22 protein-coding genes and 2 pseudogenes are annotated in these 21,175 nt (G+C 64.1%); 14 read left to right on the top strand and 10 right to left on the bottom strand.

Features of this window, described 5'->3' with window-relative positions; translation table 11 throughout:
• The first annotated feature begins 511 nt into the window (after positions 1 to 511).
• Positions 512 to 877, top strand: coding sequence for a BlaI/MecI/CopY family transcriptional regulator (locus D0C15_RS24270; protein WP_116049710.1), 366 nt, complete (start codon positions 512 to 514; stop codon positions 875 to 877).
• Positions 878 to 1,119: 242 nt separating this feature from the next.
• On the opposite strand, the gene D0C15_RS35520 is transcribed toward D0C15_RS24270, so the two are convergent.
• Positions 1,120 to 1,245, bottom strand: coding sequence for a hypothetical protein (locus tag D0C15_RS35520; protein WP_281270729.1), 126 nt, complete (start codon positions 1,243 to 1,245; stop codon positions 1,120 to 1,122).
• On the opposite strand from D0C15_RS35520, the gene D0C15_RS24265 reads away from it, so the two are divergent.
• Positions 1,198 to 1,827 carry a M56 family metallopeptidase gene (locus D0C15_RS24265; RefSeq protein WP_245976184.1) on the top strand — a complete coding sequence of 210 codons (630 nt, stop codon included), beginning with the start codon at positions 1,198 to 1,200 and terminating at the stop codon, positions 1,825 to 1,827. The two genes, D0C15_RS35520 and D0C15_RS24265, sit on opposite strands and share 48 nt — an antisense overlap.
• Positions 1,828 to 1,847: 20 nt before the next feature.
• Here the strand turns inward: D0C15_RS24265 and D0C15_RS24260 are convergent, their stop codons facing one another.
• Positions 1,848 to 2,441 (bottom strand): TetR/AcrR family transcriptional regulator, encoded by a 594-nt coding sequence (locus D0C15_RS24260; RefSeq protein WP_116049706.1) that lies wholly within the window; start codon positions 2,439 to 2,441, stop codon positions 1,848 to 1,850.
• Positions 2,442 to 2,557: 116 nt separating this feature from the next.
• On the opposite strand from D0C15_RS24260, the gene D0C15_RS24255 reads away from it, so the two are divergent.
• The 6 genes and pseudogenes from D0C15_RS24255 to D0C15_RS24230 all read left to right on the top strand — a co-directional run bounded on the left by D0C15_RS24255 (position 2,558) and on the right by D0C15_RS24230 (position 5,806).
• Complete coding sequence (locus tag D0C15_RS24255) at positions 2,558 to 2,827, top strand: hypothetical protein (RefSeq protein WP_116049704.1); 270 nt, start codon at positions 2,558 to 2,560, stop codon at positions 2,825 to 2,827.
• A 2-nt stretch (positions 2,828 to 2,829) separates the two neighbouring features.
• Positions 2,830 to 3,366, top strand: a complete 537-nt coding sequence (locus D0C15_RS24250) for a DUF2269 domain-containing protein (RefSeq protein ID WP_116049701.1) — start codon at positions 2,830 to 2,832, stop codon at positions 3,364 to 3,366.
• Positions 3,362 to 3,625 (top strand): annotated as a pseudogene (locus D0C15_RS24245) (cbb3-type cytochrome c oxidase subunit I); the annotation flags it as partial. The gene D0C15_RS24250 and the pseudogene D0C15_RS24245, both read left to right, overlap by 5 nt.
• 22 nt (positions 3,626 to 3,647) lie before the next feature.
• Entirely contained in the window at positions 3,648 to 4,085 is a 438-nt protein-coding gene (locus D0C15_RS35895; RefSeq protein ID WP_483964188.1) for a hypothetical protein, read from the top strand.
• Positions 4,037 to 5,203 carry a lytic transglycosylase domain-containing protein gene (locus D0C15_RS24235; protein WP_116049699.1) on the top strand — a complete coding sequence of 389 codons (1,167 nt, stop codon included), beginning with the start codon at positions 4,037 to 4,039 and terminating at the stop codon, positions 5,201 to 5,203. The genes D0C15_RS35895 and D0C15_RS24235 overlap by 49 nt, the downstream gene beginning before the upstream one ends.
• A 6-nt stretch (positions 5,204 to 5,209) precedes the next feature.
• The gene (locus tag D0C15_RS24230) at positions 5,210 to 5,806 is read left to right on the top strand and encodes a hypothetical protein (protein ID WP_116049696.1); all 597 of its coding nucleotides are present in this window, start codon (positions 5,210 to 5,212) and stop codon (positions 5,804 to 5,806) included.
• A 775-nt stretch (positions 5,807 to 6,581) separates the two neighbouring features.
• On the opposite strand, the pseudogene D0C15_RS35775 reads toward D0C15_RS24230, so the two are convergent.
• Positions 6,582 to 6,989 (bottom strand): annotated as a pseudogene (locus D0C15_RS35775) (hypothetical protein); the annotation flags it as partial.
• A 550-nt stretch (positions 6,990 to 7,539) separates the two neighbouring features.
• Between D0C15_RS35775 and D0C15_RS24215 the strand changes: the two are divergent.
• From D0C15_RS24215 to D0C15_RS24190, 6 genes are read left to right on the top strand one after another with little or no spacing between them, the layout of a single operon-like run.
• Positions 7,540 to 9,012 carry an ABC transporter substrate-binding protein gene (locus D0C15_RS24215; protein ID WP_162830235.1) on the top strand — a complete coding sequence of 491 codons (1,473 nt, stop codon included), beginning with the start codon at positions 7,540 to 7,542 and terminating at the stop codon, positions 9,010 to 9,012.
• The gene (locus tag D0C15_RS24210; protein WP_116049687.1) at positions 9,006 to 9,980 is read left to right on the top strand and encodes an ABC transporter permease; all 975 of its coding nucleotides are present in this window, start codon (positions 9,006 to 9,008) and stop codon (positions 9,978 to 9,980) included. Before D0C15_RS24215 ends, D0C15_RS24210 begins: the two co-directional genes overlap by 7 nt.
• Positions 9,977 to 10,870, top strand: a complete 894-nt coding sequence (locus D0C15_RS24205) for an ABC transporter permease (protein WP_116049685.1) — start codon at positions 9,977 to 9,979, stop codon at positions 10,868 to 10,870. The genes D0C15_RS24210 and D0C15_RS24205 overlap by 4 nt, the downstream gene beginning before the upstream one ends.
• Positions 10,870 to 12,627: an ABC transporter ATP-binding protein gene (locus D0C15_RS24200; RefSeq protein ID WP_116049682.1), complete on the top strand. Its 1,758-nt coding sequence runs from the start codon at positions 10,870 to 10,872 to the stop codon at positions 12,625 to 12,627. The genes D0C15_RS24205 and D0C15_RS24200 overlap by 1 nt, the downstream gene beginning before the upstream one ends.
• Before the next feature lie 51 nt (positions 12,628 to 12,678).
• Positions 12,679 to 13,419, top strand: a complete 741-nt coding sequence (locus D0C15_RS24195; RefSeq protein WP_116049680.1) for a PIG-L deacetylase family protein — start codon at positions 12,679 to 12,681, stop codon at positions 13,417 to 13,419.
• Between the two features lie 5 nt (positions 13,420 to 13,424).
• Positions 13,425 to 14,534 carry a hypothetical protein gene (locus D0C15_RS24190; RefSeq protein WP_116049678.1) on the top strand — a complete coding sequence of 370 codons (1,110 nt, stop codon included), beginning with the start codon at positions 13,425 to 13,427 and terminating at the stop codon, positions 14,532 to 14,534.
• Here the strand turns inward: D0C15_RS24190 and D0C15_RS24185 are convergent.
• The 7 genes from D0C15_RS24185 to D0C15_RS34275 all read right to left on the bottom strand — a co-directional run bounded on the left by D0C15_RS24185 (position 14,508) and on the right by D0C15_RS34275 (position 21,097).
• The gene (locus tag D0C15_RS24185; protein ID WP_116049676.1) at positions 14,508 to 15,725 is read right to left on the bottom strand and encodes an aminotransferase class V-fold PLP-dependent enzyme; all 1,218 of its coding nucleotides are present in this window, start codon (positions 15,723 to 15,725) and stop codon (positions 14,508 to 14,510) included. The genes D0C15_RS24190 and D0C15_RS24185 overlap by 27 nt on opposite strands.
• Positions 15,722 to 16,534 (bottom strand): amino acid ABC transporter ATP-binding protein, encoded by an 813-nt coding sequence (locus D0C15_RS24180; RefSeq protein ID WP_116049674.1) that lies wholly within the window; start codon positions 16,532 to 16,534, stop codon positions 15,722 to 15,724. The genes D0C15_RS24185 and D0C15_RS24180 overlap by 4 nt, the downstream gene beginning before the upstream one ends.
• Positions 16,531 to 17,178, bottom strand: coding sequence for an amino acid ABC transporter permease (locus tag D0C15_RS24175; protein ID WP_116049672.1), 648 nt, complete (start codon positions 17,176 to 17,178; stop codon positions 16,531 to 16,533). The genes D0C15_RS24180 and D0C15_RS24175 overlap by 4 nt, the downstream gene beginning before the upstream one ends.
• A 10-nt stretch (positions 17,179 to 17,188) precedes the next feature.
• Positions 17,189 to 17,923, bottom strand: coding sequence for an ABC transporter substrate-binding protein (locus tag D0C15_RS24170; protein WP_245976175.1), 735 nt, complete (start codon positions 17,921 to 17,923; stop codon positions 17,189 to 17,191).
• Between the two features lie 956 nt (positions 17,924 to 18,879).
• A complete protein-coding gene (locus D0C15_RS24165; RefSeq protein ID WP_245976173.1) occupies positions 18,880 to 19,209 on the bottom strand; it encodes a hypothetical protein in 330 nt (109 codons plus the stop codon).
• Between the two features lie 237 nt (positions 19,210 to 19,446).
• Complete coding sequence (locus tag D0C15_RS24160) at positions 19,447 to 20,217, bottom strand: M23 family metallopeptidase (protein ID WP_245976171.1); 771 nt, start codon at positions 20,215 to 20,217, stop codon at positions 19,447 to 19,449.
• 448 nt (positions 20,218 to 20,665) lie between these two features.
• Positions 20,666 to 21,097 (bottom strand): SPW repeat protein, encoded by a 432-nt coding sequence (locus D0C15_RS34275; RefSeq protein ID WP_281270728.1) that lies wholly within the window; start codon positions 21,095 to 21,097, stop codon positions 20,666 to 20,668.
• Positions 21,098 to 21,175 lie beyond the last annotated feature (78 nt).

Here is a 21,175-nt window from a genome sequence, read left to right as displayed (position 1 = left end):
CCGGTGGTTCGCGATTCGGCAGGCAGTGTGACGGTGCCGATTGTCAGGGCCGGAAACGCCCTGGCCTTCCGAGCGCCATTCCCAGGAACACGCCCGGAGTTGTCACGTCCAACAACGCTCCTACGGGTAGCCGAAGCAACAGCGCCCACTCAGCGTCAGAGCACCGACTACCACCACCAGGAATCCTAAGCGAACCGCGACCGAGTAAGGTGTCGAGTTCTACCGTGCCGAACAAGTACGTCACGGCAAGGCCCTGAAGCTCAGCTTCCCTGAGCATGACCAGAGCACTCCCGCGGGCACAGCGCTGGCGACTTGGCCCTGGCAGACTACTATTAACAATAGTTGCAACATCGGCAAGCCGCTGCACGAAGGAAATTCTGGAACCTACTATCGGATCTAGTTCAACAGGCTGCCATTGTCATGGCTAGTAGCTAGCGCTCGCCTGCGGTATGCGCAGCCTGCACATTCGAGAGCGACAGCTGCCGTAGGATCGCCTGCATGAGGAGGCGCCATGCACGGTCTCGGTGAGCTCGAAGCAGCGGTGATGGATGTGCTCTGGCACGCGGAGGAGCCGATCAAGGTTCGCGATGTTCTGGAGCAACTCGATACCGGTAAACAACTCGCTTATACCACGGTCATGACCGTACTGGACAATCTCTATCGGAAGGAGTGGGTCGAACGCGAACTGCACGGCAAGGCCTACTACTACGAACCGACCTTCAGTCGTGAGGAAGCCGCCGCGCAAGCCCTGCGTGACGTGCTTGACGCCTCCGGTGACGCTGAAGCCGTGCTGATGCACTTCGTCGCCTCGGTTTCTGACGACGAGACCGACCTGCTCCGCAGTGCGTTGCGCCGGAAGCGCGTCCGTCGGCGATGACAGCCGCTCTCGCGCTGCTTGCAGGCGCGGTCGCGGTCGGCTGGCTCGCGCCGGCCGTGATTCGTCGTGCGGATCTTCGGTCTGGCGACCCTGTGCTGCTGATCGTGGTGTGGCTGGTGTCGATCGCCGGCGTTCTCCTCGGCGCCGCCGTGGGGGTCATGCTGCTGCTGATTCCGAGTCACGGTCCAAGCACCACGCTGCTGGCCGCCATCGATCAGTGTTGGTCGGCGATCCAGCACGGCTCACCGCCCCGCGTCGAGGAGCTGGCCGGCCTGCTCGGAGTAGCACTGCTGGTCGCCTTCGTAGCTCGCCTCGTCGTCGTGTTCGTCCACGGCGTTCGCATTAGGGCCCGGAAACGGCGCGAGCATCTCGCGATTCTCCGACTCGCTGCACGGTCGGAGCCCGGTTCGCCCGGCACGTTATGGCTGGCGCACGATCGGCCGCTCGCGTTCAGCCTTGCCGGTCGTCCCGGCGTCGTCGTGGCGACCGAGGGCCTCGTTCGTCACCTCGATCGTCCGGCGGTCGATGCCGTCTTCGCGCACGAGCGCGCCCACCTCGCCGGCCGCCACCATCTGCTCGTCGCTACCGCTGGGGCGTTTCGCGCGGCAGTGCCGTTCCTTCCGTTGTTTCGCCAGTCCCCACAGGCGATCAGTGAACTCATCGAGCTTGCCGCAGATGTGGCGGCTGTGCGTCATTGCGGCAGGGCCGCGGTCCGGTCTGCCTTGCAGGCGGTATCGAGTCACGGCTCACCGAGCACGTCGCTGGCAATGGCGCAACATGGGGTCGACATGCGAATGGTCCGCCTACGGAGCGGTCCCCCACCCCCTGGAAAGCTCCGACGCATGGCCTCGTGCGCCATGGCAGGCATGACCGCTGTAACTCTCCCGTTCCTCGTCGGGACCGGGCTACTCGTCGGACTCGCGCTGTTCAGCTGTCCCGCACCGTTGTGATCGCATTCACGGGAAGCGCATCAGCCTGTGGGACGCAAACCAGACAGGACAACGGCCACGAGGCGGTTCAATTCTACCTCTGATCGCAAGCTGCATGCTGCGGCAAGCGCATGGACGCAGTAGTTGGCGAGCTCATCAGCCGGCACGTCGTCACGCACGTTACCGGCATTCACAGCAGCCACGATCAGATCCGTGATCACTTGGTGAACCTGGTGCTCCGCGTGGGCAACGTGCTCATCCCGATGTACGAACGCCGATAGTTCATTGCCGTAAGGCTCGCGCCGGTGGTGGTGTACCCGCCGTTGATGAATTACAGCGTAGGCATAGAGCACGGCTTCGAGCCGACTGCCGCCATCGGAGGCGTGATCTCGGACCTCGAGGAGGTGCTCGAGGTGGCGTGCAACCTGACGCTCGTGCCACGCCAGCACGATCGCTTCGACGTCTGGGAAGTACTTGTACAGGGTCGCACGGCCGATATCGGCCCTCTCGGCGATCTGCGACATCGTCACCGACAGCAGGCCGCGCTCGGCCACCAGTGCCGAGGCGGTCTCCAGGATCGTGTCCCGCACCTCGCGGCGATGCGCCTTGATCGTCTCACTCCAGAGCTTCGGCACGAATCCAGGATACGCGATGATCGCAACTCGACACTCTGCATCGACAGAGACAGATTGTATCGATAAACTCTCTCAGTGGGTAGTTCGGTAACTGAGCGCCGTCCGAGGAGATGAAGATGAGTGAGATGTCCCGCCGCCCTGGTGCCGAGTCCGGCACCAGGGCTGAACCTGATCGTGGATCGACCAACGGGACTCCGCGTTGGGTGAAGGTGTCGGCGATGATCTTTGGCGTCCTGGCCCTGCTGATCGTCATCGTGCTCATCGTCGGCGGGGGCAACCTTGGCGAACACGGCCCTGGACGTCACATGTCCGGGAATCAACCCGTCGAAAAAATCGAAGCGCGGGCGCCTTTCAGTCCTCCGCCAGGTGCGGGCCCCAACCGATGACGATGTCGCCTCGAACGCGCAAGGCGGCCCTCACTGCACACGTCATCTCCTCGGTCGGCTGGCTCGGCGCGGTGGTTGCCTTCCTGGCTCTCGCTGTCGTCGGCTCGACCAGCCAGGACGACCAGTTGGTCCGTGCCGCTCTCCTTGTGATGCAGCCGATGACCTGGTTCGTCCTCGTCCCGTTGGCCTTCACTTCGCTGTTCACCGGGCTTGTCTCGGCACTGGGAACCACCTGGGGGCTGATCCGGCACTACTGGGTCCTGTTTAAACTCCTGCTAACCCTGATCGCCACCGTCGTCCTACTCGTGTACACGCAAACCGTCGGCTTCGTCGCAGACACTGCGGCCGAGGGCGCACTGTCTGGTAACAACCTGCGGGCGCTGGCCGGCTCGCCTCAACTCCACGCCACGCTCGCACTGCTGGTACTACTCGTGAGCACCGTGCTGGCGGTGTACAAGCCGCGGGGACTGACCCCGTACGGGCAGCGCAAGCAACACGAGCAGCGACGGCGAGCGAACCGTGCGGTATCCACGCGGTAGTTGCCACCACCCGTTCCCGAGGCTGAACGCGTTCTCCTACTGGCTGTACCTCTTCGGTGGCCTGACCGTCGTCGCAGGCTTTCTCACCCCCGGTGGCGCCGCCGACTTCGGCTGGTTCGCCTACACCCCACTGTCCAGCGCCATCAGCTCACCCGGCGTCGGCGCCGATCTCTGGATCACCGGCCTGCTCGTGTCCGGCCTCGGCACCATCCTCGGTGCAGTCAACATGGTGACCACAATCGCCTGCGCTCGACTACCACCTCAGCACCCTGCTCACACCCGTGCGACCACCCGGCTACCTCGAGACCCGTTACCTCGAAGCCCAGCCCCCAGGGTCGTGGCTGCATCCCGTGGCACTACTGGCCGCCCTGCTCGATAAACCATCCACAGTAGACAAGGTGCTGGACACCTGTGCCAGTTGCCGAGGGTTGGGCAGAAGCCGCACACCATTCGCCGCCGACGGCTTCGCCACCGGCGCCTACGTCGTTCGGCGGCGTGCACGTGGAAAGAAGGAGCGACCACGTCAAGGCGGCGAGGGCGGGCCGACCTCCACAGCGTTGCCCACACCTACTACGACAGCTAGTATGCAGTTGGTAGCAGGACCGTTGCGAGTCGTGGTGAACACGACACCGCTCTGTGCGACGGCTGACGCAGCCGTACGGGAGGGCCGATGCGGGCACGGCATCTCGTCCTGCTGCTGTGCCTGCTCGGCGTTGTGATGGTCGTGGTTCCTGTTGTCTTCATGACGGTCCTCGTCGCGGTCCAGCCCGCCGTCGGGCAGTCTTCACCGTCACGGGCGGGAGTCGCGGTAGCCCGGCTTCCACCGCTGGCCAGGAGCATGCTGCCTCTCGTCACTACACGAGTAAGCGAGCGCTGTCCAGAGTTGAGCGTAGTCAGGGTGCTCGCCGAGGTGCAGGCAGAGTCCGGCTGGAATCCCCGGGCCTGGAGTGCTGACGTGAACGGCGGCGCAGCTGGTCTGCTGCAGATCAACCAGGCGAACTGGGTCGGGCTGGGTGGTCAGTCGTGGCCCAGCAGCCCGCCACCTGCGGAGGCGGATATCTTCGACGCCAGTACGCACCTGACTTTGGGCATCGACTTCCTCTGCACCAACCTCCGTGCCATGGCTGAGTACCTGCAGCAAAGTGGCAAGGCGACCGACCCACTGGATGCCATGAGCATTTGCCACATAGCGGGATGCAGCCGTGTGACGGGTAGCCGCACCGGGATTCCGGTAGCCGGTGAAGCGGGTTGCGGTGCACGGTGCACCTCACTTATTCGACGGTACATCAGCAACATTCACCGTTACGAGAGTGAGTGGATGTCCACCCCCAAAATCGGTGGGTCGGAAGGCACTGTTCCACCAGGAGTCGACTTAGATCAACTTTCGGCGCCCACCCCGTATGTCGGCGGACCAACCGGATGCACTGAACCCGACCCCACCACGAGTGGTTGCCTGACCGCCGCCACAGCGAACGGCGTAGGAGAAATCCAGCGGACCTTTGAATCGCAGATCCGATCTGCCGGCTGCTGGGCTCCGCGGCCGTGGAACCCGACCAGCGACCACCCGAAGGGTCGGGGCTGCGACCTCTTCCCTGATCGGTCCGGCATCTTTCCCAGCGGCGAACAACTAGACGCCGGGTGGCGGATTGCTGCGTGGCTGCGCGTTCACGCCGAGGCTCTCCGCGTGAAGTATGTGATCTGGCAGGGCCGCTACTGGGATCCAACCACGGGGGATCGAGGCGGATGGGGCGAGCCGTACACCGGTGGCGGCGTGTATGACGCCAAAGACGCAACTGGCGGACACTATGACCACATTCACGTCAGCTTCAAGGAGTAGTTCAAAATGTGGGGAGCACGTCCGATTGCCACTGCTGTTGCGCTGGTCACCGTAGGCGGTGTGGTCTGGCTCCTGGCCGCGAACAGTCACTCCAGTGATCCCACAAGTTCCTTGCCTTCCTCGCCAGCCATCGAGCCGACAGCCCGTCCGATCGGACCACAGGCGCGGGACGCCGCGTCCGACCAGCAGCAACTACCAGGGACGCCCGACACGAGTTTCTCGCCTGACGTCGACTTTCGGCAACCGCAGGCTGTCGCTCGCGCCTACCTCGTCGCGGCACATACCGTGACGGCGGCCGACCGGGGCAAGAGCAACCGACGGGTTCTGCCGTACCTCGCACCCGACAACCCGGCCAACCCACGCGGGCTGGTCGTCGCGGAAACCCCGACAGTGGGCCGCTTCACGGTGACGGTTGACCAACTCACTGTCGTTGGCTCAAACGAGTCGGGGCGCCGGATCGCTTACGAAGCACGGTGGTCGATCGCGGCCGACGAGTCATCCGAACCGGGCCGGCAGCGAAGCACTTTTGTCGTCTTGGCCCGCCAGCCCGACGGGCGCTGGCTGGTTACCCAGGAGACAGCACGTATCCAGCCAGGCGACTGAAGCCCTATCCACTACCCGTTTCTACGTCTCCGATTGCTTCCCAGCAGCGGCGAGTCGTGGGATGACTGATGGGGATTGACGCCGAACGTGTGCTTGTAGGACAAATTGCCGCCGAGCCAACCGGTATAGCCAAGGATCGCTGCTTAATGCGGTGAGCACCAGTCCACACGAGAGAACCGCGCCTGCGACCTCAATCAGCCGCAGCAGGAAGGAGACCAGAAGCAGGATTAGCAAGACACCTGTACCGCTGATCAGTCCGGTCGGTGCGGATTGGGTAACCGCGAACTCCACGTATACGCTCACGCCCAGATGAACGCTTCACAGGGCCGACTGTGAACACTAAGGTAAGTAGTAGATGCTTGCTACAGCCTCCGTACGAGTTGCGGGGAGGTGTCGTAAGCAACCTCGTAGCAGGTCGCGAAGCCGACCCTGTTCGGGGGCCCATCTCGAAGACCCTGTCCACGATCGTCGGGACCTCCGAGCCCCGCGGCTATGCGGTCGAGTTCGGGATCGCTCTGGGATGGACCGAACCTGTTCGACGGTTCGGAGAAGATCACCAGATCCGGTTGCGGTACCCATTCGGAACGGACAGCGGTGACCAGTCGGTCGGCTTCGGCAAGGTGGTTGGCCCGGATCGTGGCACTTTCCCCAGCAGCCCGATACCGAAGGTCGGGGTCGTTCCCTGCACCACGGCGACCGTCGCGGTACCGGCCGGCGTCGGGCTCGGTCTCCAGGGCCAGGAGGCTCGCCAGGCCGGCCACGAGCGGGATCGCGGTCAGCGCGACAGGAGTGACCCACCGACGCGGGCCCCGACGAAGATGCAGCAGGCAGGACCGCAAGACCACACCCGGTGAGCGCGACCCCGAAGCTCACCAGTGACGCTCCTCAGAATGCGGCAAGGGCCAGGAATTCTCCCTCCGGCTGGGAGAACGCAATACGCGCCCACGGGAAACGGCCGTACGGTACGCGGGAGCGCGAAGTACAACAACTCCAACACCACGAGGCCGAGCCAGGGCCAGACGCCGAAACCGGCGCCGAAGAACTCGTAGAGCCAGCTGAGCAGCGGCAGCAGATACGCGACGCCGAAGAGGAAACCGTAATCGAAACCGGCACGCGCAGGGCGGCCGTTCAACGCCATCGCAAGCAACGCAAGACCCAACGGCGCCAACCACCACAAGGGTCGAGGCGGGAGGCTACGTAGAGCACCCCTCCACGGAGATCACCGCCACGAGACGGACGCACGTACTCACCCACGATGAGCGGGACGACAGCGCGCTCCGTTGGTTCGTCGCTTCCGGATGAGATCGTGGCACATCGGTGTAATCGCTTCATGTGAACGAGCCGTGCGAATGCTACGTGGTCCAGACCGCATGCTGAGCAGACGTTACTTTTCCGCAACGGAGCGGAGGTGCGTGGCAGTAAATCATGACTACGTCTTGATACCCCTACCTCCTAACTGTATCTTGTTGCCAGCTTGACCGGCTGTGTCGCCAGCTTGATGGGCAGCATGGCCAGTTTCCGGGCGCACGACAGCTCATACGCACCACCACAACGTCGTGGAGGCAAGTATGTTTCTCAGATCTCGTCGTCGAATCCTCGCAGCGGTGTCTTCCGCCATCGTGGTCGCTCTGGCACTTTCCGGGTGTGGTTCCGGCGAATCCTCGCCGACAAGCCGAAGCGGACCACAGCAAGCGAACGAGGTGATAATCGGTGTCGGCGGCGACGAGGGAACTTTGACTCCGTACACTCAGCAGACCGGCTTCCCTGGCAACAATCTGGTCGCGCTGGTCTATGACAAGCTGCTGGAACGGGACGCGAAGAACGACCTCAAGCCGTTGCTGGCCACGGGATTCGAAGCCAATCCCGACAATACGGCGTTCACCGTGCAACTGCGACCTGACGTGAAGTGGCACGACGGCAAGCCGCTCACAACCGAGGATGTCGCGTTCAGCGTTGACTACTACCGGCAGAACCCACAGGGCGACTCGGCGCCCTCGATCCAGGGGATCCAGGACGTCACCGCACAGGACGACACGGTGATCTTCACCTTGACCTCGCCCGATCCCGACTTCCCGAATCGGCTCCTAGCCGACATGCGGATCCTGCCGAAACACATCTGGCAGTCCATCGACAGCCCGGAAACCGCGACCGTCGAGCAAGCGGTCGGCACCGGGCCATACAAGCTGGTCAGCTACACCAAGGACCGAGGGTACGAACTCGCGGCAAACCCGGATTATGCGATGGGCGAGCCGAGGATCCAGACGATCAAGATCTCGATCATTCCCGATCAGCAGACGGCGCTTGCTGCGTTGCGAACTGGCGAAGTCTCGATCCTCACGCGAACGATTCCCGAGGAGCAGGCGACCGGGCTGGAAGAACAGCGCGGGGTGAAAATCCAGCGCGGATCCAGCTTCACCAGCATTCTCCTCGCGTTCAACAACGGTCACCCGGCTTTCGAGGAACCGAAGGTACGATCCGCGATTTCGTCCGCAATCAACACCCAGAGGTTGGTTGACACTGTCCTGCGCGGTCGCGGCCTGCCGGGCAGTCCGGGATTCTGGCATCCCGAAGCGCCCGGGGCGGACACCAGCCTGAACCACCAGTACAACCCGCAGCGTTCGGTAGCACTCCTTGAAGAGATTGGCGCTCAGCCCGGGCCGAACGGGATCCGGGTGCTGGACGGCACACCGATGAACTACACCCTGCTGGTGCAGTCGAGCAGTCCGGAACGCATACGCAGCGCCGAGTTGATCCGAGACATGCTCAAGGAGGTCGGCATCGGCGTCGAGGTGCGCTCCATGGACTCCGACTCCGTCGACGCCAAGGTATGGCCGGAGCTCGACGTCACCAAGGGCCGGGACTACGACATGACGATGTGGGGCTGGTCGGCCCCGGTCATGCTCGACAAGACGTCGATCGCGAACATTCTGGACTCCGACACCAGCGTCGGACGATTGAACATCACTGGCACCAACGACCCGGACATTGACCGGCTCACAGGTGAGCTACGCAGTGCGACCACAAGCGAGGCTCGGCAGGAAACGCTCGACGACCTGCAGGGGACGGTGGCTGAGAAGGTGCCATTCGTCACTCTGTACTACCCCGAGAACACTTACGGCTATCGGCAGGACGCCTATGGAGGGTGGGTGTACCAGGACGGACAGGGTCTGTTCAACAAAATGTCCTTTGTGGATCTGGGATGGTAGTCGCACGACATCTTGCCGCGCGATTCGGCGAGTACGGCATCGTGCTGGTGTTCGCCCTCGCCATCAACTTCGTGTTGCCGAGAGCGCTGCCCGGTGGCCCACTGAAGACACTCGGCGGTGGAGAGAACGCCGGCGCTCTGTCAGCCGAGACGCAGGCGCAGATCCTCGCCGAGTACGGTCTCGACCGCCCCCTCTGGGAACAGTTCCTGGTATATCTCGGTAAACTCGCCACCTTTGACCTCGGAAACTCCTTTGTAGATGGCTCACCGGTCACGGACGCCATCGGCAGAGCTCTGCCGTGGACGCTACTGCTCGTGGGCACGAGCATCGTGCTCACTTTTGTCATCGGTGTATCCACCGGAGCACTGGCCGGGTTCCGCCGTCGCAAGGGAAAGGGCAGTGGCCTGCTCACCGGTGCGCTGCTGTTCGATTCGATTCCGTCGTTCTGGCTGGGTATGTTGTTCATCGCCCTGTTCGGTGTGGTGCTCGGCGTGCTGCCGACGTTCGGTGTCGGCGCCGGCTTCGCCGAGCCCACCGAACTGGCGCAGTATCTCGTGCTACCGGTACTGACGCTCACCCTCACCGGGTTCGGGCAGTTCTTCCTGGTCACGCGGTATTCGATGCTCTCGGTGCTGGCTAGCGATCCCATCGAGCACGCACGGGCGCGGGGAATCCCCCTGCCGAGGCGCATCTTCCGGCACGCATTGCGCCCGGCCTTACTGCCAGCACACACCGTGCTGCTGATCGAGATCGGCTACCTCGTCGGCGGGGCACTCGTGGTGGAGACGGTCTTCGCCTACCCGGGCCTCGGCCGCGTCACCTTCGAGGCCATTCGCGCCCGAGACTTCCCCCTCATGCAAGGAACCTTTTTGGTACTGACCGTGGCGGTCGTGTTGGTGAACGCGATCGCCGACGCGACGTACGCGCTGATCGACCCCCGGGTCAGGAAGCAGGCCGCGACGACATGACGAGCACGGAAGTAGTCGCGGAACCAGCCGACCCGGTGACCTCCGGAAAGGCTCGCCGCAGCGCACGTGACCTGCTCGGCATCCCTGGGCTCCTCGGCGTGACGATCCTCGGGCTGCTGATCCTCGCTGCCCTCGTGGGTCCACTGTTCCTCTCCAACGAAGGCCTGTCCCCAGTGGCGGAACCGTGGGCGGAGGCAAGGCCCGGGCTCTGGCTCGGCGGGGACGATGTCGGCAAAGATCTCTTCGCCCAGCTCGTCATCGGCAGCCGCGCGTCCCTGTTCGTCGGCATCGCCGTCGCGTCGGTCGTGACCGCCACCGCCGCCCTGATCGGCGGGTTCGCCGCCGTCGGGCCACGCTGGCTGTCAGCCGTGCTGATGCGGTTCGCCGACGTAACACTCGCGCTGCCGATGCTGCCACTGCTGATCCTCGCGGCCGCGTTCCTCGGTCCCGGCGTCGGCGTGCGGGTGCTGTTACTCGCCGCACTGACCTGGGCGGGACCGGCCCGCGTCATCCGGGCAGGCGTGCTCGCGGCCTGGTCCGCACCGCACGTCGAGGTGGCGAAGGCGATGGGCGCGCCGGTGTCCCACCTGCTCGTGCGGCACGCCTCCTACGCCGTCGCGCCACTGCTCATCCCGATCTTTGTCCGCGCCGCGATGGGCGCCGTCATCGCCGACGCCAGCCTTTCCTTCCTCGGTCTCGGCGACCCGACCTCACCGAGCTGGGGAACGATTCTGTACTGGGCATCCACCAACGGTGCGTTCCTCACCGACGCGTGGGCCCGCTGGGCACTGCCACCCGGACTCATCATCACCCTGACGGTGGTGGCACTGGGTTTGATCGGGGTCGCCGTGGAGGAACGGATCAATCCGACGTTGCGGAAGGTGCGCTGATGCTCGAGATCAAATCGCTGCGCGCCGGTTACGTTCCCGGGGTGGCCGCGGTACGCGACGTCGACCTCCGGGTCGCGGCCGGTGAAGCCCTCGCGCTCGTCGGAGAAAGCGGTTCCGGCAAGTCGACGATCGCGAAGGTTCTGCTCGGTCTGCTGCCGGGCGGCAGCTGGGTCAGTGGGTCCGTCCGCCTTGACGACGACGAGTTGGTGGGCCGGGGCGAGCGGGACTGGCAAAACCTTCGTGGCCGCCAGATCGGCATCGTCCCACAAGGAGCGATGGGCGGCCTCAATCCGGTTCGTCGCATCGAGGCCCAGTTCGTCGAGGCGGTCCGGCTGCACACGCATGCGTCATCCACCGCTGCGCGGACGCGTGCTCGCGAGCTGATCAAGTTGGTGCAGCTCGACCCTTCGGTGCTCGGCGCCCACCCGCACCAGCTCTCCGGTGGCATGCGTCAACGGATCGCGATCGCACTCGCGCTCGCAGGGGAACCGCGGCTACTCGTGGCCGATGAGCCCACAACCGGCCTTGACCTGATCACACAGGAACGGCTGCTGGCGCTGCTCGCCGAGCTGCGTACCACCCAGCACCTCGGAATGTTGGTGATCTCCCACGACCTACCCGGTTTGCTCTCCGTCGCCGACCGCGTCGCCGTGATGTACGGCGGGCGGATCGTGGAGCAGCGGCCCGCAGAAGCGTTGCGCGAGAATTGCCACCACCCCTACACGCACGGCCTGCTCGCGGCGACCGCCTCCGTCGAACCAGACACCACATGGGCGGCCATTCCGGGCGCCGCGCCGCCGCCGGGTGCAGAAGTGCAGGGCTGCCAGTTCGCGGCTCGCTGCCCAATCGCGATACCCGAGTGCGAGGACGCGGAGCCGGCGCTCAATCAGCACCGCGACGGTGAGGTGGCCTGTCTACGAGTCGGGCACGCACCGGTGCCCGAGTTCCCCGCGGTTCCTCGAGGGCACGTCACTGACGCCCTCGCCGCGCCAGTTGTGCAGGCACGCGGTATCAGCATCACCTTCCGCAGCCGCCGACGAGAGGTGCAGGCCTTGTGCAGTGTCGACCTGGCCCTGCGCCCGGGCGAGATACTCGGCGTTGTCGGTGAAAGCGGCTCGGGCAAGAGCACGCTGGGCCGGGTGTTACTCGGCCTGCTCGCGCCGTCGAAGGGCACGGTGATCGTCGGGGGCGTCGAGCTGACCGGACTACGTGGAAGACGGCTACGCTCTGCCCAGCGCAGAATCGGGTTCGTGCACCAGGATCCGTACGGGTCATTACACCCGGCGATGCCGGTGTTCTCGCTGGTTGACGAGCCGCTGAAACTTGGCGGCGTGGAACGAACCCGGCGTAGCAACTTGGTCGCTGACGCACTCACGGCAGCGGGGCTGCCGACCGATCCGGACTTCCTCCGTCGGCTGCCCGCTGCCCTGTCCGGTGGTCAGCGGCAACGGGTTGCGATCGCTCGTGCGCTGGTTGCCGACCCCATCGTCCTCGTCGCGGATGAGGCCACCTCGATGCTCGACGTCTCCACGCGCGCCGGGATCGCCAGCACACTGCGCCGGCTCGCCCACGACCGCGGCCTTGCCGTACTTTTCGTCACCCATGACCTCGGCGAGGCCATGCAGTCCTGTGATCGCGTGGCGGTACTTCGGGAAGGAGTGCTGGTCGAGTCCGGGACGCCGCGCAGTCTCGCCGAACAGCCGGAGCACGTCTATACCGCCGCGCTGATCGACGCCGGTCGCCAGCGAGCGAACTGAACAACCAGGTGCGATTCCAGTGTGCACCGTCCGTCGAGAGGAGAGTGTGCGATGAAGGTGTTGATGCTCGCGAGCTTCGGCCTGGAGATCGTCGAGTGCGCCGGAGCTTTGGCGAAGGCTCTCGCTGCCGGCGATGAGGTGCACGCAGCTGTGCTGCTGTCCCGGAAAAGCAGCAGACCGCAGATCTCCGAAGCGGCGAAGATCATCGGGATCGAGGACGTCACTTACCTTGGTGCGGCCATCGGGGAGATCGAGGTGACGCCGACGGCAAAGGTACCGATCGTGCGGCTACTCCGAACAGTTCGTCCCGAAGTCGTCATCATGCAGGACCCGGAGCATGCGCAACATGATCTCGATCCCGACCGAAGGATGATCGCACTGCTGTACGCGGAATCCCTCGCGATCGCCAGTCGCGACTGGCGAATCGACGAATGTGGTGGAGGTGATCCGCTGCAGGTCCCCACGATCTTCTACATGACGCCCGAGCGGCCCAACTGCGTCGTCGAGATCTCCGACGTCCTTGGCGTCAAACAACAGGCACTCGATGTGCTGGCACAGCAGAATTCCTTCAGCGCACAGCACTGGCGTGCCCAGGCCGCCGACACCACCCTGCAGAAGGTCGCACCAGGGTGGACGCCAGGAGACACTGACGAGGAACTCGGCCGCCTCGGCGAGCGCCAGATCTTCCTGTCACTGGCAGTGGCCAGTGGCCTCGGCAGCCACAGCGGTGCCGTACTCGGTGAGCCCTACCGGCGCGAAGGCACCTTTCTCCTGGACCGGCTGAGTAAGTAACCGACATGGGTACCACTGCCACTCATTCCGGAATTGGCCACGACAACGGCAAGGAATGGCGCAGGGACCTGGTGACGTCATTGCTCGGAGTCTGGTTGGTCGGTGCGGTATTCAGCGACGGCTGGGCGCACTTCAATGTTCCCGAACTGGAAAGCTTCTTCACGCCATGGCACCTGGCTCTGTACTCGGGGTTCACCGTGACGGCCGGATGGATCGCATTCCTCACCTTGGGAAACCGTCAGCCAGGCGTCCCCGTTACCGCTTGGCCGCCCTACGGCTACCGCGCGGCGGTCCTTGGCGTCGTTGTCTTCGGAGTTGGGGGCGTCACCGACCTTGCCTGGCATGAAATATTCGGCATCGAGATCGCCGTCGACGCCCTCGTCAGCCCCAGCCACTTGCTGCTGGGCGCCGGTGGCCTGCTGATCCTGACCAGCCCACTGCGCGCACAGCGGGTGCTGGCGCCGGCCGGTGATCGCTACCCAACGCCGCCATGGACATTTCCATCCGTGCTCTCGCTCGTGTTGACGACGGCACTGGTCGCCTTCTTCCTGCTGTACACCTCGCCGTTTTCTACGCCGGCGCCGGTCCAACCCTTCGTACCCACGCCGGCGAACTCCCCTGGGCACCAGGCGGCGGAGTTACCGGTAATCGCCGCACTGGCCGGATATCTCGTGGCAACGGTGACGATCACTGTGCCGTTCTTGCTGATGCTGCGCAGCCACGCGGGCCTACCTCGCGGCGGGGTGACGCTACTCGTCACCACCGTCGCGGGGCTGTCGGTTGCCGTGGTCGACTTCCCGCCGATCGCCGTAGCCGGAGCCATCGGCGCCGCCGCCGGAGCCGTGGTGGTGGACGTAGCGCTGAGGTTCCTTCGTGTTCGAACAGCCCGCGGCGCTGCACGGCCCGCGCTCCTCGGCGCCCTGGCGGCGACCACGATCTGGTCCGGTCAGCTTGTCGGTCTCGCATTGGCCGACGCGCTCCGCTGGCCCCCATCGCTTTGGCTCGGCCTCGTCGTCCTCAGTGCGTTCACCGCTGCAGCGTTGGGCTTGCTCGTCTCCTCGTCGAATGCATCGGGAACACGTTCCGAGTCATCCGCCAGACCTTCCCGTTCCTGATCCAGTTTCCCGCACCGCTTCGAGCAGCAGTTGGATCTCCCGCTCAGTGTTGTAGTAGTGCACGGAAGCGCGCACGAGCTCATCGATCCCGCGGTTCTCCATGTCGAGTCTTGTGGAGGGCACCCTGGACACACTGACGTTGATGCCGCATACCCCCAGCCAGGCCTTCACATCTTCGGGCGCAACGCCCTCTATCGTGAACGTGACGATCCCGCAGAGCTCTGCGCCCACGTCCCGCAGTGTCACGCCGGACACCCCGGCGAGTCCACGCCGGAGTTCCTCGGCCAGGGCGTACACCCGGTCGCGAATACACTCGACTCCCCAGTCCAGCGCGTAGTCGATGGCCCTGCCTAGCCCGATCTTGGCCGCGTAGTTGAACTCCCACGACTCGAAACGTCGGGCGTCTGAGCGCATCCGGTACTCGTCTCGTGCCACCCAAGTGGCGGCGTGCAGGTCCAGCATCGGCGGAGACAGTTCGTCGAGCACGTCGCGACGAACGTAGAGCAAGCCCGTGCCACGCGGCCCGCGCAGGTACTTGCGTCCCGTTACCGACAGCATGTCGCACCCGATCTCGGCGACATCGAGCGGTAACTGACCGGCCGACTGGCACGCGTCAAGCAGGTAGAGCACGCCTGCTTCCCGGGCTACCTTCCCTACCTCTGCCGCAGGGTTAACCAACCCGCCGTTGGTCGGTATGTGGGTCAGCGACACGAGGCGTACCCGCTCGTCGATCAGCTCTCGCAGTCTGGACACCGAGATCTGCCCGGACTCGTCGTTCGGCACGACCTCCACCGCGAGGTCGTGCCGCTGCGCAAGTTGCAGGTAGGCGATGAAGTTGCTGGCGTACTCCGCCTCACTTGTCAGAATTCGGTCGCCTGGGGTGAAGGGGATGGAGTAGAAAGCCATGTCCCACGCGCGAGTGGCGCTGTCGACCACGGCGACCTCGTCGGACCCGCAACCGAGCAGGCGTGCCGCCGAGCCGTAGACCGCATCAATCTGGCCTGCGGCCGCCGCGGCAGCTTCGTATCCGCCGACGCGGGCCTCGAGCCGCAGGTGCGCAACGGTGCTGTCCAGTACCGGCGCGGGCATCAGCGCGGCACCGGCGTTGTTGAAGTGGACGACGTTCTCACAACCTGGGGTCTCCCGCCGCGCCCGGTCCACGTCGAAAGTGTGCACGGCAGTCACCGTCATACGACCTCCTCTCCGACCCGGGGCGCGGGCGCGTCCGCCAGCGCCCCGGAGTGATCGACCAGCCGGAGGAACGATCGCACTCGTTCCTTTGCCGGACGGGTGAAGAAGGTCTCGGGCGAGGCCTCCTCCACCACCACTCCCCCGTCCATGAACACGATCCGGTTCGCGACTTCTCGGGCAAAGTGTGTCTCATGGGTGACGATCACCATCGTCATGCCGTCGGCGGCCAGCTCCTGGATCACTTCGAGCACCTCGGCGTGCAGCTCGGGGTCAAGTGCGGAGGTTGGTTCGTCGAATAGCACGGCTTCTGGTTCCATGGCGAGCGCTCGGGCGATCGCGACCCGCTGCTTCTGCCCACCGGACAGTCGCGAGGGATGCACATCGCGCTTGTCCGCCAGGCCTACCCGTTCCAGCAGCCGCTCGCCGAGGGCAACCGCTTCGGGCATGGGCAGCTTCCGCACCTGTCGCGGCCCCTCGATCACGTTGCCCAGTGCTGTCATGTGTGGGAACAGGTTGAACTGCTGGAACACCATGCCGGTCCGCTGCCGGGCGCGTTGCATCAACTTCGCCCGTCCACGACGGTCGCGACGTGTACCGCACTCGAAGGCGCAGTCGCAGATCCGCACGTGACCGGCGTCGGGCTCCTCGAGCAGGTTCATACAACGCACCAGTGTGGTCTTACCCGACCCGGACGGGCCCATGAGCACGACAACCTCGCCGCGCTCGACGGAAAGGTCGACCCCACGCAGCACCTCCAGGTCGCCGAAAGCCTTATGAATGCCGCTGAGTTCAATGGTGGTGGTAGTCATACGTACGCCTTTCCCATGCGCTTCTCGAGTATCCCCTGGCCCACAGACAGCAGCGAGTTGATGATCCAGTAAATTGCTCCGATCATCAGAAACGCTTCCATGTACCGGAAATTAGAGTTGCCGATACTTTCCGCCACCCTGGTCAGCTCCACGACAGTGACCACCGAGGCAAGCGAAGTATCCTTCATTAGCGCGATGAAGCGCCCGCCGACCGCCGGAGTCGCGACTCGGATGGCCTGCGGAAAGACTATTCTGCGGAAGGTCCGCCAGTAGGGCATGCCAATGGAAGATGCGGCCTCCCACTGTCCGTTGTCGACTCCCAGAATTCCGCCGCGGAAGTTCTCGCTCAGGTAGGCCGCGCCGAAAAGGCTTAAGGCGAGAATCGCCGACGGTATCGGCGTAAGTTGCACTCCAAGTTGTGGCAAACCAAAATAAATGATCATTATCTGGATCAGTAGGGGGGTGCCCCGAAACACCGAAACGAACGCGATCGCGGCACCCCTGAGAATCTGAAAGTCTGAGATTCGTGCTAGTGCGACCAGTGCACCAAGCACGGAACCCAGCACAAAGGACACCACGCCAAGCAGCAAGGTGACGCTCAAGCCGCGGAGCACCATGGGGAACGAGTTGACTAACATGTCCATTGTGGTGCTCCTAACCCTGATCGGCGGGCAGGGCCTGCAGTTCTTGCGTCATGTCGAGGTCGAGCCACTGTTGGGAGATGCGGGTCAACGTGCCGTCCGCCATCATGTCCGAAATCGCCTGGTCGATCTCCTTCTTGAACTCAGTCGAGCCCTTGCGGAACGACATCGCGTTGACCTCGCTCTCCAGGAGCTTCCCGACCGGCCTCACCTGCAGCTGGTTCTGCTTGGCAAGGTAGGTTCCCTGGAAGCGAGAGACCAGCATCGCATCGGCGTTGCCGCGGGAAAGGTCGGTAAGGCCCAGTGTCGCGTTCTGGTACGTCTTGACCTGCACACCCGGGATCTCCTCCCTGGCGAACTTCTCCTGGGTGGTACCGGCAGACACCGCGACGGTCTTTCCCTCCAGATCTGCCAGGGAGCTGACTGCACCGCCTGCGGCGGGCACAAAGATCGAGACACCGTTAACCTGGTAAGGACGGGAGAAGTCAACCTGCTTCTTCCGCTCATCGGTGATCGTCTGACCAGAGATCACGATGTCGAAGCGCCCGGCGCGGACGCCTTCGATAAAGCTCTGGAAGTTCGAGGCGACGAACTCTACGTCCTCGACGCCTATCCGCCGAGCCACCTCGTGCGCGACGTCCACGTCATAGCCGACGGGCTTGCCCGCATCGTCCAGGTAATTCCACGGCGGGTTGGCCTGGGTCAGCGCGACACGCAGTGTGCCGTTGTCCTGAACACGCTGCAGCACGTTGTCGGTGCCCCCACCCGAACAACCAGAGAGAACTGCGCTGGCCGTAACAAGAAGTAGTGAGATGGCCGCTCTAAGTGGCCTTTGGACTGGTGGCATTCCCATGACGTCTCCTCGACAGTGAATCCGCTGACAAGACGGCCCATCGCACGGGATGAGCCGGCTTCGCCGTGTTCGGTCGGGGCCCTGGTTTCAGTCGCGCGTCGCGTCACTCGAGTAGGTGAACACTATGCCCCCGTTGGGTATACAGTCAATGACCGCCTGAGATACACGGCAAGAAGTAACGCTCACGCGACAGTCGGGGCGTGCAGGTGCTCGTCTACAGTCGAACGATTGCCCAGGCTTATTACTACACGTGGTCTCCCTTGCCGAAGCAGGGTCCTGCGCCGAATCCTCAAGGCAGCGCCCGGAAAGGAGGTAACAGCCTCCGGATCACACCCAAGGTCCCGACTTCGGCATGTCCTCCTACCCATTGCCAGCTATCGATCCGAGCCAGCCCACAAGGCCGGCCAGGGGACGCAGCACCTGCGAGAGGTGTTCGTGTAGGTACAGCAAACAGACGAAGAAGTGCTCTGATCGCCGGCGGGGTTGGTCGCGAGACTCGCCGCGGCCATCTGGCCGGCGTCCGCAACGGAGCTCACGGCGATCCAGATCGTGATCAAAACACTTCGCTGTCTGCACAGCGTGATCCTGCTGGACGCACCACGAAGTTGTGGCAGACGACCGGGCGTGGGGAACGCCTGCTACCAAAGGCACGACGGATGTGTGGGAGCACGACAAGTTCGCCTATCTCGGTATGTTCGACGAACCCTGTGGCGACGGCACCGGAGAACTGCTACGGGATTCGAGACCGTTACCGACGAGGACGCCATCGCCGCCGCACAGGACCGTCAGCCGAGTTCCACGGATCACGATGAACACGCAATCCGCGGTTCTCGTCACCCTGTCACAATTGCTCAGTCGGCATCCGATTCGACGGCGCAAGTGTCCGTTCTGCACGTTCGCTTCCGCCATCTCAGGATCACCGCCGCGATAAGGACAGCCAGCGACACCACCGCAAGTGCCGGTTGGATCGGTGCCCACAGTCCCAGTGCACCTGATACACCGAGAAGTCCGATGACGATCTTGTTGCAGACCGGACACCCGACTGCGAGCGCGGAGAGCAGCGAGGACCCGAGAACACGTGTGCGGCCACGATCACCGGCGGAGCCCTGGACGACGATCGCAAACCACAGGCCGGTCAGCCCGACCGTCAGCAACAACGCCGGGTATTCCCACCAACGCACGGGAGTCATCCTCGTGAACCAGTCGGTATCGATCACATCCGTAGGAACGCCAACGATCGCGGCACTGACGAGCGTCGCCCCGACTCCCCTGCCCCATCGCCAGGACGGTACGGCGACAGTAGTGCGAGACAGCGGAAGCTGGACCTGACCCATCCGCACACAACCTCGTCTCCGGCTCCCGCGCACAACTACGACCTATATTAGTACATCAGAGCGGCTCAGACCCGGTTTCGGTCGTTAGATGTCCGCGCCCGCCTCCCGTAGCCAGGCCAGCGGGTTGAGCTTCTTACCGCTCGGGCCCCAGACCTCGAAGTGCAGATGTGGTCCGGTGGACCTGCCCCGATTCCCAACCTCCGCGATCACGTCGCCTGCCTCGACCCGCTCCCCTACGCTCACCGAGTACGAGTTGATGTGACCGTAGACGGTGACACTGCCGTCCTCGTGCTGAAGGCGAACCCACAGTCCGAATCCACTTGCGGGTCCGGCATCGAGGACGACACCCGTCATGGCCGCGCGGATCGGCGTCCCAATCTCGTTGGCGATGTCGAGGCCGTAGTGGGTGGCGCCCCATCGTGGCCCGTAGTTGGAGGTGATCCTTCCCTGAACGGGCGCCACCACGCGCCCGCGGGCGGCCTCTTCCGCCGCTTCCCGCTCCTGCCGTTTCTTCGCTTCCGCCGCTTCCCGCTCCCGCTGCCGCCTCTCTTCCGCCTCGCGGGCGATTCGCTCGTTGCTGACCTGCTTCGCGGCCTTGAGATGCGCCGCCTCGTCCTGCGGAGGCATCGTCTGCGGCGAGAGGAAAACACCCGCCCCTGTGCCGTCTCCGCCCACGCCGGACCTGCCACTTGGGTCGTCTGCGTCCATCGCGAGCAGTGTGATTCGCGGCTCGTGATGAGTAACCGGCGGCTCGGTGAGAACTTGGAGGGCTGCGGCACCGGCGCCTGCGGCGACACCGACGACCACGGCGGCCGCACGCAGGTTCGGCGTTGGTCCACGTCGACTCGAGACCACCAGAGCTGGCACCCCGTCGGAGTATGTACTTGCAGTGGGGGCTGTGGGCTTGTCCCGAAGGCCGGCAGGCCTGGACGATCGGTGTCGGGGCACGCGCTGCCTCTCCGTGTCGGGTTGCCAGCGACCTGGCTCCGTTGCGCGAACGTTACCACTACTGCGCATAGTAGGTCGCGGGCGGTGTGACACGGTCCATATCCCTGCCGAGGCGTGTAATGCACGAGAACTCAGGTTCGACCCGTCGCCCACCGTCTACAATCACCTCTTCCTCCGGCGGGATTCGAAGATCAGGAGCGGCGCGGAGCAGGGCAACATCTACTATTATTAATAGTACTATTGTATATAGTACCCACCGTTATTCGTAGCTCGTTAAACAGACTTCGATCTTTCGCTGGGGTTCGTTCCTACGACCGAACTGTAGGACGCGCTCGCGTTGACCGCCCACGCGACACTAGGAAGCGATAGGGTCACCGCGGTTTCCACTCGCCATCGTGCTGACAGCTGCCAGGATCAGAACGAGCACTCCGACGATGACGTTGTTCCAGTACACCGGCTCACTCGGACTCGTCTCACTGAGTGGCAGGACAAACGGCGCAACGATCAGCCACGCGCCGAGCACGAAGTTCGTCCAACTCAGTTCCGAGAAGTTGGCTGGTGACGCGGTACGAACTAGTGCCATCACCGCAATCGCGAGGCCGATAATCACCTGGTTCCAGGCCGCGTTGTCCTGCTCGCTGTAGTTGAGCACCCAGGGTGAGACGGTCAGCCACACACCGAGGAGAACATTCGTCCCGCTAGTGAAGGACGTAACCGACAGAGCTGAGGCGGAGGAACGGTTCGAGGTACTCGAACTTCTGTCGGCCTGGTTTCGTGGTTCTGTCATCGTGAACCCCGCCTCGGTAAAGGACACGCCGGTACAGACCACGACTTCCCGCCGACGAACCATCGAAACACCTCGTGT

Origin of the sequence: Amycolatopsis palatopharyngis (genome assembly GCF_003385185.1) — a bacterium.
In the GTDB taxonomy this organism is placed as follows: Bacteria; Actinomycetota; Actinomycetes; order Mycobacteriales; family Pseudonocardiaceae; genus Amycolatopsis; species Amycolatopsis palatopharyngis.
Note: the sequence above shows the minus strand (reverse complement) of the source record. Positions and strands in the feature narration are given on the sequence as shown.